Source organism: Streptomyces sp. NBC_00019 (assembly GCF_045041015.1).
Lineage (GTDB): Bacteria > Actinomycetota > Actinomycetes > Streptomycetales > Streptomycetaceae > Streptomyces.
Genome location: NZ_CP108302.1, coordinates 3,738,104 through 3,751,424, shown reverse-complemented (window position 1 = coordinate 3,751,424; position 13,321 = coordinate 3,738,104). Strand labels below are relative to the sequence as shown.

Here is a 13,321-nt window from a genome sequence, read left to right as displayed (position 1 = left end):
GTTTCGAGGAGGACGAGCAAGGCCTACAGAGCCGGCCCATGACTCAGACACCCACAGCTCACACACCCGCGCAGGGGCAGGCGAGAGCACATTTCACCGTCCCCGCCCAGCACCCCATGGTGACGGTGCTGGGGTCCGGCGACTCCCTCCTGCGTGTGATCGAGAAGGCCTTCCCGGCGGCCGACATCCATGTCCGGGGCAATGAGGTCAGCGCGGTCGGCGCCGCCGCCGAAGTCGCCCTCATCCAGCGCCTGTTCGACGAGATGATGCTGGTGCTCCGCACCGGACAGCCGATGACGGAGGACGCAGTGGAACGCTCTATCGCGATGCTCAGAGCGAGTGAGAACGGCGAGGGGGACGGCCCGGAGACCCCGGCCGAGGTCCTCACCCAGAACATCCTCTCCTCGCGCGGCCGCACGATCCGCCCCAAGACCCTGAACCAGAAGCGGTACGTCGACGCGATCGACAAGCACACGATCGTCTTCGGCATCGGCCCCGCCGGCACCGGCAAGACCTACCTCGCCATGGCCAAGGCGGTGCAGGCCCTGCAGTCCAAGCAGGTCAACCGCATCATCCTGACCCGCCCGGCGGTGGAGGCGGGGGAGCGGCTGGGATTCCTGCCCGGCACGCTCTACGAGAAGATCGACCCGTATCTGCGCCCGCTGTACGACGCGCTGCACGACATGCTGGACCCGGACTCGATCCCGAGGCTCATGGCCGCCGGGACCATCGAGGTCGCGCCGCTGGCGTACATGCGTGGCCGTACGCTCAACGACGCCTTCATCATTCTCGACGAGGCCCAGAACACCTCACCCGAGCAGATGAAGATGTTCCTCACCCGCCTCGGCTTCGAGTCGAAGATCGTGATCACGGGTGACGTGACCCAGGTCGACCTGCCCAACGGCACCAAGTCGGGTCTGCGTCAGGTCCAGGACATCCTGGAGGGCCTCGACGACGTCCACTTCTCCCGCCTGTCGTCGCAGGACGTCGTACGGCACAAGCTGGTCGGCCGTATCGTCGACGCGTACGAGAAGTACGACAGCGACCACGGTACGGAGAACGGCACCCACAAGGGCGGCCGTAACAAGCGGAAGTAGACAACCCAGCACCATGTCGATCGACGTCAACAACGAGTCCGGAACCGAGGTCGACGAGCAGGCGATCCTCGACATCGCCCGCTACGCACTCGCGCGGATGCGCATCCACCCGCTCTCCGAGCTCTCGGTGATCGTCGTGGACGCCGACGCCATGGAGCAGTTGCACATCCAGTGGATGGACCTGCCGGGGCCGACGGACGTCATGTCCTTCCCGATGGACGAGCTCCGTCCGCCGTCGAAGGACGAGGACGAGCCCCCGCAGGGCCTCCTCGGCGACATCGTGCTGTGCCCCGAGGTCGCCAAGAAGCAGGGCGAGGAAGCCGAGACGCAGCACTCCATGGACGAGGAGCTCCAGCTCCTCACCGTCCACGGGGTGCTGCACCTGCTCGGCTACGACCACGAGGAGCCGGACGAGAAGGCCGAGATGTTCGGCCTCCAGGCCGCCATCGTGGACGGCTGGCGCGCGGAGAAGGGCCACACCGGCCCGTCCCCGGCCCCGACCGTGTCATGAGCCTTCCCCTCGTCTCCGGCGCGATCGCCCTGGTCGTCGTCGCATGGCTCGCCGCCTGCGCGGAGGCGGGCATCGCGCGCATGTCCAGCTTCCGTGCCGAGGAGGCCGTACGCTCCGGCCGCCGCGGCAGCGCCAAGCTCGCCCAGGTCGCCGCGGATCCGACCCGCTATCTCAACGTGGCGCTGCTGGTCCGTGTCGCCTGCGAGATGGCGGCGGCCGCCATGGTCACGTACGCCTGCCTCCAGGAGTTCGACGGCACGACCGAGGCCCTGCTGGTCGCGATCGGCGTCATGGTCCTGGTGTCGTACGTCGCCGTCGGTGTCTCCCCGCGCACCATCGGCCGTCAGCACCCGCTGAACACGTCCACGGCGGCGGCGTACGTCCTGCTGCCGCTCGCCCGGATCATGGGCCCGATCCCGAGCCTGCTGATCCTCATCGGCAACGCGCTCACCCCGGGCAAGGGCTTCCGGCGCGGTCCCTTCGCCTCCGAGGCGGAGCTGCGTGCGCTGGTCGACCTCGCGGAGGCGGAGTCGCTGATCGAGGACGACGAGCGCCGGATGGTGCACTCGGTCTTCGAGCTCGGCGACACCCTCGTGCGGGAGGTGATGGTGCCGCGGACCGATCTCGTGGTGATCGAGCGGTACAAGACGATCCGTCAGGCCCTCACCCTCGCGCTGCGGTCCGGTTTCTCGCGGATACCGGTCAGCGGTGAGAGCGAGGACGACATCGTCGGGATCGTGTATCTGAAGGACCTGGCCCGCAAGACGCACATCAGCCGGGACGCGGAGAGCGAGCTGGTGTCGACCGCCATGCGGCCCGCCGCCTTCGTGCCCGACACCAAGAACGCCGGTGACCTGCTCCGTGAGATGCAGCAGGACCGCAACCACGTCGCCGTCGTCATCGACGAGTACGGCGGCACGGCCGGCATCGTCACGATCGAGGACATCCTCGAGGAGATCGTCGGCGAGATCACCGACGAGTACGACCGTGAACTCCCGCCGGTGGAGGAGCTGGGCGAGGACCGCTACCGGGTCACCGCGCGGCTCGACATCACCGATCTGGGGGAGCTGTACGACCTCGACGAGTACGACGACGAGGACGTGGAGACCGTCGGCGGGCTGCTGGCGAAGGCGCTGGGGCGGGTGCCGATCGCCGGGGCGTCCTCCGTGGTGGAGCTGCCGGACGGGCGGGCGCTGCGGTTGACGGCGGAGGCGGCGGCCGGGCGGCGGAACAAGATCGTGACCGTGCTGGTGGAGCCGGTGGAGCCGCCGAAGGAGGAGGACGAGTCGGAGTGACCCCACAGGAGCTGCGTACCTTCTGTCTCTCCTTCAACGCGGCCGTGGAGGACTTTCCCTTCGCCCCGGAGATCTCGGTCTTCAAGGTGCTGGGCAAGGTGTTCGCGCTGAGCTGGATCGACGCCAGTCCTCTGAAGGTCAACCTCAAGTGCGATCCGGAGGACGCGATGCGGCTTCGGGGTGAGTACGAGGGGTTGATCGCGCCCGGGTATCACATGAACAAGCGGCACTGGAACACGGTGCGGGTCGACGGGGAGCTGCCGGACCGGCTGGTGCGGGAGCTCATCGAGGACTCGTACGACCTGGTGGTGGCAGGGCTGCCGCGGGCGGAGCGGCTCCGCCTGGACCGGGGCTGATCCGTGATGTTTATGCTCGCTCCATGACTGACAGCAGCGCGCTCGACCCCGAGGACCGCAAGATCGTCACCCTGGCCCGTTCCGCGCGGGCGCGTAACGGTGTGCCCGAGGGGGCGGCCGTACGGGACGAGACGGGGCGTACGTATGTGGCGGGGACGGTGGGGCTCGACTCGTTGCGGTTGAGTGCGTTGCGGACCGCGGTGGCGATGGCTGTGGCGTCCGGGGCGAAGTCGTTGGAGGCGGCTGCGGTGGTGACGGATGCGGAGTCGGTGCCTGCGGAGGATCTGGCCGCGGTGCGGGATCTGGGTGGGGCGGGTACGCCGGTGCTGGTGGCTGGGGTGGACGGGGTTGTGCGGCTGACTGTGTCGGCGGGCTGAGGCCCAGAGGGTTTTCGCCCCCGCCGCCCCTACCCGTCCCATCCCTGGGGGGGGGTCTGCCGCCCCCAGACCCCCCGCTTCGGCCCCGAAAGGGCCTCGTCCTCAAACGCCGGACGGGCTGAAAAGCACGCTGGGCTGAGAGGTATCGGCGTCGGCTGAAATTGAACCTTGCCGTTTTCAGTCTCTCGCGTATCAATGGAATCCGTAGTTCCGACGGTCCGTCAGATTTGGATCCCGCCACCCCCCACGCGGAGCGTTCCGCACCACGCGCCGCAGGCGGGCCGTTCGGGTTGTTCTCCCATCCATCCCCACATGGCAATTTCCCTATATGGGAAGGGAGTCGGAACCCCATGAGAGGCAAACGATTCAGTACGGGTGCGGCATTGGCCGTCGGGGCCCTCGCGGTCACCGGGCTCGCGTTCGCGCCCACCGCCGTGGCCGTGACCCCGGACACGGCCACGATCACCGCCGACTGCGGAACCTTCGGCAGTGGCGAGGCCACGCTCACCGCCACCCAGGACGGTACGTCCGCAACCATCACCGTCACCTCCGCGATCACCGCGCCGATCGCGCTGGCCGAGGACTCCATCACCTCCACCCTCACCCTGGTGAACGCGAGTGGCGGCACCGCCACCTTCAGCGGCACGGAGAACCCCGCGCTCGCCGCCGGTGACGCCGTCACCGTCGGTCCGCTCAATGGCATCGTGGCCTCGGGCGACAGCCTGGAGGCGTACGGCGGTTCGCTGCAGATCGTCGTCCTCGGGATCACCGTCAACTGCACGGCGACCGGGCCCCAGTCGCCCGGACCGTTCGTGTTCGACTGAGAATCTGCAACCGAACCGGCCCAACCTGCTTGCGTGGAGCGTCAGTTCACCTCGCGACACGGTGAACTGACGCTCCATCAGTTCACCGGTTCATATCCATTGACTTCTCACGCAATCCACACATCAATGCCCCCTGTCGGCGCAGAAGAGCCGCTGCGCCCGCATCCCTCAGAGGGGGCAACCAGACATGAGATCCCAAGCGCCCAGGCCCAGAAGTCGAAGACGCCGTCTCGCCGCGCTGCTCGGCGCCACCGCCCTCGCGGTCACCACGGGCGGTGCGCTGGCCGGTCCGGCCCAGGCCGCCGACAACGTCGACTTCGCCACCCGCTGCATCCCGCCCGCCATCTCGGGACTCCCGCCGATCGAGGGCACCACCACCGCGATCATCACGGTGAGCGACACCACCCCCTACGTCGGCGACACCGTCGACGTGACGTACACGGTGGTCAAGCCCGCCGCGAGCAACCCCACCGCCATCGACCTGCCGGCCGACATCATGACGCCGTCCGGCAAGGCCGTCCTGAGCGGGGCGCAGAGCGGGAACGTGGCGGTCGCCGGACCGAAGAAGAACAACCCGGTACCGGGCAACGCCGCGTTCCCGTCGTTCAGCATGACCGGCAGCTTCACGGTCACCGCCACGGGCGCCATCACGCTCTCGCCCGGTGACTACAACATCCACACCAGCTATCTGCTGGAGCTGGACACCCCCTGCACCGTCATCACCCCGCCCGCCCCGGGCTCCGTGACCATCACGGCGAGCGATGCTCCCGGACCCAACACCCGTGCCATCGCGCTCGGTTCGAGCTCCGGCAACCCCGGTGCCGGTGTCACCGTCACCGGCAGCGCCTTCACCCCGGGTGCCACCGTCACCCTCGCCGGACGCGCCGGTTCCAGCCAGACCGGGGACACGGCGACCGTGACGGCGGACGCGGCCGGTGCCATCAGTGGCTCGCTGGTCGTCAACGACAAGACGACGACCGGCATCGTGGCCTACGAAGGGAGCAGCTGGGACTCCGCCGTGGGCGCCGGACCGGTCGCCTACACCGTCATCGACGACACACCCGTCCCGGACAACGCCCAGAAACTCACCACCACCGTGCGCGGCGGCGTCCTGTCCATGACCCAGGCCGGGGACACCGTCTCGCTGTCGGCGGTCGAGTACGGCGAGGGCGGCGCCTCCACGGGCGACCTCAACGCCGTGACCGTCAAGGACTTCCGTGGCGGTACCGCGGGCTGGTCCCTGACCGGCAAGGTCACCGACTTCACCGGTCCCGGTGTCACCATCGGTGCCGACCAGCTGAACTGGACCCCCGCCTGCGACACCAAGGCGGGCAGCCCCAGCACCTGCCAGGCCGGTTCGGCGGGCAAGGTCGGCTCGTCCGGGGCGACCCTCGCGGCGGCGCCCGCCGACACGGCGACCGGCGGCGAGTTCACCGCCGACGCCGAACTCTCCCTGAACGTACCGGCGTTCACGCCTCCGGGCTCGTACTCCGGCGTTCTCACCCTCACGCTCAGCTGACCGTACGGGCGTCCGCACCCGCCCGTCCAACTCGTCCCGTGGGGGTCCGCACCCATGCGCAAGCTGTACGTCCTCCTCCTGAGCCTGCTGCTCACCGCCCTCGCCACGCCCTCGCACGCCGCCGACAACGGGAGCTGGTCCGTCTACCCCGTGTCCGGGTCGGTGGCCGAGCGGCCGTACTTCTCTCTCTTCGCCGATCCCGGGCAGACCATCGAGGACAAGGTGGTCGTCGTCAACAAGACGGCCGAGCCCATGACGTTCCGGCTGTACTCCGCCGACGCCTACAACACCGCGCGCGACGGCGGGTTCGCCGTACGCACCATGAAAGAGAAGATGCGCGGCGTGGGTGTGTGGGCGAAGCCCGCGAAGTCCCGGATCAAGGTCCCCGGGCACGGCAAGGTCACCGTCCCCTTCACGCTGAAGGTGCCCGACGGCGCCGAACCCGGCGACCACCCCGGCGCGATCGTGGCACTCGACGAGCGCATCGATCCGGGGGAAGGCTCCGTCGCGCTCGGTGTGCAGCGGGCCGTCGCCGCCCGTGTCTACCTCCGGGTCGGCGGGCCCACCCTGCCCGCGATCTCCGTCGAGGACGTCCGCGTCATCCACCACCAGCCGCTCGTACCCGGCTTCGGCGACAGCGCGGCCACGGTCTCCTACACCCTCCACAACACCGGCAATCTCACCCTGAACCCGAAGGTGGAGCTGCGGGCGACGGGCCTTTTCGGCCGCACGCTGCTCGCCCGCGACCTGACGAGGATCCCCTCCGAGCTGCTGCCCGGCCAGAAGGTACGGCTGAGCGAGCCGTGGAAGGGCGCGCCGCAGCTGGACTGGGGTGACGTGACCCTGACGGCGAGCGCCAAGGACACCCGCGAGTCGGCGGGCGCCTCCTTCTTCGCGCTGCCGTGGCTGGTGGCGGTGGTGCTGCTGGTGGTCGTGGCCGTGGGCGTCGTCCTGCTGATCAGGGCGCGGCGGGCACGGACCGGGTCCCGACGCCCACGGCGCGGCGCGGGCGGTCCCTCGGCGGGAGAGCCGCGGGCGGTTCGGCGGGAGCCGGCTGCCGTGTCGTCACGAGCTCCGCGACCGTGATCCGGGCGAGCGCGTACCGCTCGCCCCCACGACGCCCCGGCTCAGAGCGCGTCCGGACCGCGCTCGCCCGTCCGCACCCGTACGACGGTGTCGACCGGCAGGGCCCACACCTTGCCGTCGCCGATCTTGCCGGTGTGCGCGGCCTTCACGATCGCGTCGATCACGGCCTCGGAGTCGGCGTCGTCGACGACGACCTCGATACGGACCTTGGGCACCAGGTCGACCTGGTACTCGGCGCCGCGGTACACCTCGGTGTGGCCGCGCTGACGGCCGTAACCACTGGCCTCGGTCACGGTCAGCCCGTGCACGCCGAGCTCCTGGAGCGCCGTCTTGACCTCGTCGAGGCGGTACGGCTTGACGATCGCGGTGATGAGCTTCATGCCTGGGGCTTGACCTTCTGAGCGGAGGGAACGACGGAGGCGCTGACCGGGGCACCGTGGCCCAGGACGCCGTGATCGTATGCCGTCTCGGCGTGCACCGTAAGGTCGAGACCGGTGTGCTCCTGCTCCTCGCCCGCCCGCAGGCCCAGCGTCCCGTCGATCAGCTTGGCGATGCCGTACGTCACCACGAAGGCGTACGTCCCCACGGCGACCACGGCCACCAGCTGCTTGCCGAGCTGGGCGAGGCCGCCGCCGTAGAGGAGGCCCTCGGTGCCGCCGGTCATCGACTCGACGGCGAAGACGCCGATGAGAAGGGTGCCGATGATGCCGCCGACCAGGTGGACGCCGACGACGTCGAGGGAGTCGTCGTAGTTCAGCTTGAACTTCCAGCCCACGGCGTACGAGCAGACGACACCGGCCGCCAGGCCGATGACCAGCGCGCCGAGCAGGGAGACCGAGCCGCAGGACGGGGTGATCGCGACGAGGCCGGCGACCGCGCCGGAGGCCGAGCCCAGGGTGGTGGGGTGGCCGTCGCGCTTCTGCTCCACGAAGAGCCAGCCCAGCAGGCCCGTGCAGCCTGCCGCGAGGGTGTTGAGGAAGGCGGCCGCGGCCAGTCCGTTGGCGCCCAGGGCCGAGCCGGCGTTGAAGCCGAACCAGCCGAACCAGAGGAGACCCGCGCCCAGCATGACCATGGGCAGGTTGTGCGGACGCATCGCGTCCTTCTTGAAGCCGAGACGCGGGCCCAGGACCAGGCACAGGGCCAGACCGGAGGCACCGGAGGTGATCTCGACCGGGAGACCGCCCGCGAAGTCGAGGGCACCGAGCTTGTCGAGGATCCAGCCGCCCGGGCCCCAGACCCAGTGGGCGACGGGAACGTATACGAGCAGCGCCCACACCGGGACGAAGACCAGCCACGCGCCGAACTTCGCGCGGTCCGCGATCGCGCCGCTGATCAGCGCGGCGGTGATGATCGCGAAGGTCAGCTGGAAGGTGGCGAAGAGAAGGGTGGGGACGGTGCCCTGGACGCTGTCGGGGCCGATGCCGGACATGCCGGCGTGGTCGAGGCCGCCGATGAGTCCGCCGCCGATGTCGTCGCCGAAGGCGAGGGAGTAGCCCGCGGCCAGCCATACGACGGTCACCAGGGCGATCGACACGAAGCTCATCATCAGCATGTTGAGGACGCTCTTCGTGCGGACCATGCCGCCGTAGAACAGGGCGAGGCCCGGGGTCATCAGCAGGACGAGGGCGGTGGCGGCGAGCAGCCAGGCGGTGTCGCCGGTGTCGATACGCCCGGCGGCAAGGGGGGCGGCGAGAGTCACGGGGGTCTCCATCGAGGTGGGGGCTCGTCAGAGGGTCACCGGCGTGCGTTACCGGATGTGTACCGATGTGTTTCTTCCATGTTTCGTTGCGTGAGGGTTTCTGAAAGCTCACGAGGGTGGGCAGGGCCTTGCCCGCTTCGATGGGAACAAGAGGTCACCCATCGAATCTGTGACCTCTGCGGGAATCCCTCGTTGGGTGTGGCGGGGGGCTCATGGAAACGGGGTGGCTGAGTGGGCGGGAAGTTCCGACAGCAATCGGGGTTTTCGGTGCAGGCCTACAGGTTCGCGCTGGATCCGAATGCAGGGCAAGAGCGGGCGTTGCGGTCGCATTGCGGTGCTTCCCGAGCCGCCTACAACTGGGCTGTGTCGTGGGTGACCGCCTCGTGGTGGCAGCGCAAGGCCGAAGCCTCGTACGGCATTGGTGAAGATGGGCTCACGCCCTGGCGGCCGTGGGCGCTGCCCTCGCTGCGCAAGGAGTTCAACAGGATCAAGGCCTCCGACGCCAGGTTCTCCGACTGGTGGGAGGAGAACTCCAAGGAGGCTTACAGCACCGGGCTGGCGAACGCGGCAACGGCGTTCGACAACTACGCCAGGTCCAAGCAGGGAAAGCGCAAAGGACCCAGGATGGGGGTGCCGCGACGGAAGCAGAAGCGCAAGGCCCGCCTGTCATGCCGGTTCACCACAGGCACGATTCGCGCCGAACCGGACGGTCGGCACGTCACGCTGCCGCGACTGGGCACGATCCGCGTCCACGAACCCACCGGGAAGTTCCTCGCCAAGATCAAGTCCGGGTCTGTGCGCATCTTGTCCGCGACGGTCCGACACGAGCGTGGGCGCTGGTTCGTCTCCTTCCAGGTCGAAGCCAGGAATGAGATAGCCCGCGTTGCCCGACCCGATGTGGCGGTAGGCATCGATCTTGGTGTCAAGCACCTCGCGGTCCTGGCCGACAGCGCAGGCCAGGTCCGATACGAGCCCAACCCGAATCATCTGGACGGCGCTCTCAAGCTGCTGAGGTTCCATTCCCGTCGCGTCTCCCGCCGTCAGGGGCCGGACCGCAGGACCGGACAGCAGCCCTCGAAACGGTGGGAGAAAGCCAACCGCGAGCGCAACAAGATCCACCACCGGGTGGCGAACCTGCGCACCGACGCGCTGCACAAGCTCACTACTCGCGTGCGTGCCGAGTACGGCACGGTGGTGGTCGAAGACCTCAACGTCGCCGGAATGCTCCGCAACAGACGGCTTGCTCGTCGAGTGGCCGATGCCGGGTTTGGGGAGATCCGGCGCCAGCTCACCTACAAGGGTCGGCGCAATGCTTGCCGCACCATCGTGGCGGACCGCTGGTATCCCTCCTCGAAGACCTGCTCGAAGTGCGGCGCGGTGAAAGCCAAGCTGCCGCTGCACGTCCGAGTCTTCACCTGCGATGCCTGCGGCCTGGTCCTGGACCGGGATGAGAACGCAGCCCGCAATCTGGTCGTCCTCGCGGCGGCCTGCACCGCTGGTACCGGAGTGGCCGGAGACCAGGACACGTCCCGTGTGTCGAAGCCTCGTGGAGCCGACCGTAAGACCCGCCGTCAACGCCCCGACCGGAACGCCGGCCGGGGCGGGCGGGCAGGTGGCGCAGCTCTGCCGCACCAGCGGCAGAAGGAAGCGAGAGACCGTCGTCAAGCCGAAGTCCTCACGCTTTGGTGACGTCACGGACCCTCCCGCCCGAAAGGAACGGGACTGCTGTCGCAGCTATGGCTCGCAGTAACGGAGAATGGGCGCCATGAGCGTTCGTACCCAGTCATCCAAGAAGTCGCCCGAGGCTGCCCACCGGGCCGGCTTCGCCTGTTTCGTGGGCCGCCCCAACGCGGGGAAGTCCACCCTCACGAATGCTCTGGTCGGCCAGAAGGTGGCGATCACCGCGGACCAGCCGCAGACCACGCGGCACACCGTACGGGGGATCGTGCACCGGCCGGACGCGCAGCTGATCCTGGTGGACACGCCTGGGCTGCACAAGCCGCGCACGCTGCTGGGCCAGCGGTTGAACGACATCGTGCGGACGACCTGGGCCGAGGTCGACGTGATCGGGTTCTGTCTTCCCGCGAACGAGAAGCTCGGTCCCGGTGACCGCTTCATCGCGAAGGAGCTGGCGTCGATCAAGAAGACGCCGAAGATCGCGATCGTCACCAAGACGGACCTGGTGGACTCCAAGACGCTGGCCGAGCAGCTCATCGCCATCGACCAGCTCGGCAAGGAGCTCGGGTTCGAGTGGGCCGAGATCGTTCCGGTCTCGGCGGTCGCGGACAAGCAGGTGGATCTGCTGGCCGACCTCATCGTGCCGCTGCTCCCCGAGGGGCCGGCGCTGTATCCCGAGGGTGACCTCACGGACGAGCCCGAGCAGGTCATGATCGCGGAGTTGATCCGCGAGGCGGCCCTTGAGGGTGTCCGCGACGAGCTTCCGCACTCCATCGCGGTCGTGGTGGAGGAGATGCTCCCCCGCGAGGACCGCCCCGCCGACAAGCCCCTCCTCGACATCCACGCCTTCGTCTACATCGAGCGCCCCAGTCAGAAGGGCATCATCATCGGCCCCAAGGGCAAGCGCCTGAAGGAGGTCGGCATCAAGTCCCGCAAGCAGATCGAGGCGCTGTTGGGGACGCCCGTCTTCCTCGACCTCCACGTGAAGGTGGCGAAGGACTGGCAGCGGGATCCCCGGCAGTTGCGGAAGCTGGGGTTCTAAGGAGTTACTCCCCGAGGGGACAGGTCCTGCAAGCCCACCACCCGCAGCAGCTGCAACCGCTCGTGGGACTCCGTGCCTGGGCGGGCTGTGTGGATGACGAGCAGGTGGTGGTCCTGGTTGAGGAGGATCTCGCAGTCCAGTTCCAGGAGGCCCACCGAGGGGTGCAGGAAGCGTTTCGTCGTCTGGCGGCGTACCGCGACCTCGTGGGTGTCCCACAGGCGGGCGAACTCCTCGCTGAATGAGCGGAGTTCGGCCACCAGCCGCGCCGCTTCCGGGTCGTCGGGGCGGGCCGCCGCCACCGCTCGCAGGTTCGCCACGTGGGCGCGGGCGTGGTCGGGCACGTCCTCCGCGGGGAACAGCTCCCGTGCCGCCGGGTCCAGGAAGAAGCGGCGCAGCAGGTTGCGCTCCCGGGGCGGGCGGGCGCACACGTCCCCGCTCAGCGCCCTCGCCATCGCGTTCTGCGCCAGCACCTCGCCGGTGTCGCTCACGACCTGCGCCGGGGTGTCGTGCAGACGGTCCAGAACCAGCAGCAGACCCGGGCGTACATGCGCCGACGTGCCTCCGCGACGCGGCGGCTCCTCGCCCGTCAGATGGAACAGATGGTCCCGTTCGTCGTCCGTCAGGCGCAGCGCGCGGGCCAGCGCGGTCAGCATCTGGCGGGACGGACGCGGGCCCCGGGCCTGTTCCAGGCGCGTGTAGTAGTCCACCGACATGCCCGCCAGTGACGCCACCTCCTCCCGGCGCAGCCCTGGTGTGCGGCGGCGGGCCCCGGGGGGCAGGCCCACGTCGGAGGGTTCCAGGCGGGCGCGGCCACGGCGCAGGAAGTCGGCGAGTTCGGCTCGGTTCACCTCTCCAGGCTGCGGCAGTCCGTCCGGCTTATCCAGGGTCTGCCGATCCCCCGATCGGCAGGTCTCTCCCGCTCCCCGTGGCACCGCCCGAGGCTGGGCCGGGACGAGAGGAGCAGGACATGCTGACGTTGGTGACGGGTACGACAGGACAGGTCGGCCGGCGGTTCGTGCCCAGGCTGCTGGCGCGAAGCCGAGAGTGGGGGAGGGTGCGGGTGCTGGTGAGGGACGCCGAACGGGCGGAGCGGTTCGCCGGGTCGGGCGCCGAGGTCGTGGTCGGGGACCTGCGGGACGACGAGGTGCTCGGCAAGGCGGTCGCCGGGGTGGACGCGGTCGTCAACATCGCGGCCTCCTTCCGCGGGGTCCCGGACGACGAGGCCTGGGCCGTCAACCGGGACGCCGCCGTCGCACTGGGCCGTGCCGCGCTCGCCGCCGGCGTACAGCGCTTCGTGCAGGTCAGCACGGGGCTCGTGTACGGACTCGGACGCGGCCGCCCGCTGACCGAGGAGGACGAGATCCGGCCCGGCGGCGAGATGTGGGGCGCCTACACCGAGTCGAAGGCGGCGGCCGAACGGGAACTGCTCGCCCTGGAGGGTCTGGACGTGCGGGTCGGCCGACTCGTCTTCGTCTACGGCGAGGGCGACCCGCACCTGGCCCAGTCCCTGATGTGGGCCCGGAACTGGGCGTCGGTCCAGCGGTTGCAGATGGTCCATCACGCGGATGTCGCCCAGGGCCTGCTGCGTCTCCTGCACGCCCCGGGGGTCGCCGGCCGGATCTACAACATCTCCGACGACGCCCCCGTCACGGCACTCGAACTGCACGAGCTCAACGGCGTCGAGGCCCCCGCCGAACTCCACGACCGCACGGATCCCGACCCGTGGCTCGGGATCACCTCCACCGAGCGCATCCGCCGGGAGCTCGGCTTCCGCCCGCTGTACCCCAGCGTCTGGTCGGCCCGGGACGCCGGCGCCCTCTGACCGGCCCCAGGGCGGA

The 13,321-nt window shown here is 69.3% G+C and carries 14 protein-coding genes; 11 read left to right on the top strand and 3 right to left on the bottom strand.

Features of this window, described 5'->3' with window-relative positions; genetic code table 11:
• Positions 1-38: 38 nt before the first annotated feature.
• From OHU89_RS17850 to OHU89_RS17815, 8 genes are all read left to right on the top strand, one after another.
• Positions 39-1,097, top strand: a complete 1,059-nt coding sequence (locus OHU89_RS17850; protein WP_266892566.1) for a PhoH family protein — start codon at positions 39-41, stop codon at positions 1,095-1,097.
• 13 nt (positions 1,098-1,110) lie between these two features.
• Positions 1,111-1,608 carry an rRNA maturation RNase YbeY gene (ybeY, locus tag OHU89_RS17845; protein ID WP_266892568.1) on the top strand — a complete coding sequence of 166 codons (498 nt, stop codon included), beginning with the start codon at positions 1,111-1,113 and terminating at the stop codon, positions 1,606-1,608.
• The gene (locus tag OHU89_RS17840) at positions 1,605-2,903 is read left to right on the top strand and encodes a hemolysin family protein (RefSeq protein ID WP_405644105.1); all 1,299 of its coding nucleotides are present in this window, start codon (positions 1,605-1,607) and stop codon (positions 2,901-2,903) included. The genes ybeY and OHU89_RS17840 overlap by 4 nt, the downstream gene beginning before the upstream one ends.
• Positions 2,900-3,259 (top strand): MmcQ/YjbR family DNA-binding protein, encoded by a 360-nt coding sequence (locus tag OHU89_RS17835; RefSeq protein WP_405644103.1) that lies wholly within the window; start codon positions 2,900-2,902, stop codon positions 3,257-3,259. Before OHU89_RS17840 ends, OHU89_RS17835 begins: the two co-directional genes overlap by 4 nt.
• Before the next feature lie 23 nt (positions 3,260-3,282).
• Entirely contained in the window at positions 3,283-3,636 is a 354-nt protein-coding gene (locus tag OHU89_RS17830; RefSeq protein ID WP_307030819.1) for a cytidine deaminase, read from the top strand.
• 350 nt (positions 3,637-3,986) lie between these two features.
• On the top strand, positions 3,987-4,460 hold the full coding sequence (locus tag OHU89_RS17825; RefSeq protein ID WP_405644101.1) for a hypothetical protein: 474 nt from the start codon (positions 3,987-3,989) through the stop codon (positions 4,458-4,460).
• Positions 4,461-4,647: 187 nt separating this feature from the next.
• Positions 4,648-5,979 carry a beta-xylosidase gene (locus OHU89_RS17820; RefSeq protein WP_405644099.1) on the top strand — a complete coding sequence of 444 codons (1,332 nt, stop codon included), beginning with the start codon at positions 4,648-4,650 and terminating at the stop codon, positions 5,977-5,979.
• A gap of 54 nt (positions 5,980-6,033) precedes the next feature.
• Positions 6,034-7,065: a WxL protein peptidoglycan domain-containing protein gene (locus tag OHU89_RS17815; RefSeq protein WP_405644097.1), complete on the top strand. Its 1,032-nt coding sequence runs from the start codon at positions 6,034-6,036 to the stop codon at positions 7,063-7,065.
• 41 nt (positions 7,066-7,106) lie between these two features.
• Here OHU89_RS17815 and OHU89_RS17810 read toward each other — a convergent pair whose 3' ends face one another.
• Positions 7,107-7,445 carry a P-II family nitrogen regulator gene (locus tag OHU89_RS17810; protein ID WP_171146372.1) on the bottom strand — a complete coding sequence of 113 codons (339 nt, stop codon included), beginning with the start codon at positions 7,443-7,445 and terminating at the stop codon, positions 7,107-7,109.
• Entirely contained in the window at positions 7,442-8,776 is a 1,335-nt protein-coding gene (locus tag OHU89_RS17805) for an ammonium transporter (RefSeq protein WP_405644095.1), read from the bottom strand. Before OHU89_RS17805 ends, OHU89_RS17810 begins: the two co-directional genes overlap by 4 nt.
• A gap of 219 nt (positions 8,777-8,995) precedes the next feature.
• On the opposite strand from OHU89_RS17805, the gene tnpB reads away from it, so the two are divergent.
• Both tnpB and era read left to right on the top strand, forming a co-directional pair.
• On the top strand, positions 8,996-10,453 hold the full coding sequence (gene tnpB, locus OHU89_RS17800; RefSeq protein WP_405644093.1) for an IS607 family element RNA-guided endonuclease TnpB: 1,458 nt from the start codon (positions 8,996-8,998) through the stop codon (positions 10,451-10,453).
• A gap of 67 nt (positions 10,454-10,520) precedes the next feature.
• Positions 10,521-11,483 (top strand): GTPase Era, encoded by a 963-nt coding sequence (gene era, locus OHU89_RS17795; RefSeq protein ID WP_405644091.1) that lies wholly within the window; start codon positions 10,521-10,523, stop codon positions 11,481-11,483.
• Here era and OHU89_RS17790 read toward each other — a convergent pair.
• Positions 11,480-12,331, bottom strand: coding sequence for a helix-turn-helix transcriptional regulator (locus tag OHU89_RS17790; protein ID WP_405644089.1), 852 nt, complete (start codon positions 12,329-12,331; stop codon positions 11,480-11,482). The two genes, era and OHU89_RS17790, sit on opposite strands and share 4 nt — an antisense overlap.
• Before the next feature lie 119 nt (positions 12,332-12,450).
• On the opposite strand from OHU89_RS17790, the gene OHU89_RS17785 reads away from it, so the two are divergent.
• The gene (locus tag OHU89_RS17785; protein WP_405644087.1) at positions 12,451-13,305 is read left to right on the top strand and encodes an NAD-dependent epimerase/dehydratase family protein; all 855 of its coding nucleotides are present in this window, start codon (positions 12,451-12,453) and stop codon (positions 13,303-13,305) included.
• The last annotated feature ends 16 nt before the right edge of the window (positions 13,306-13,321 follow it).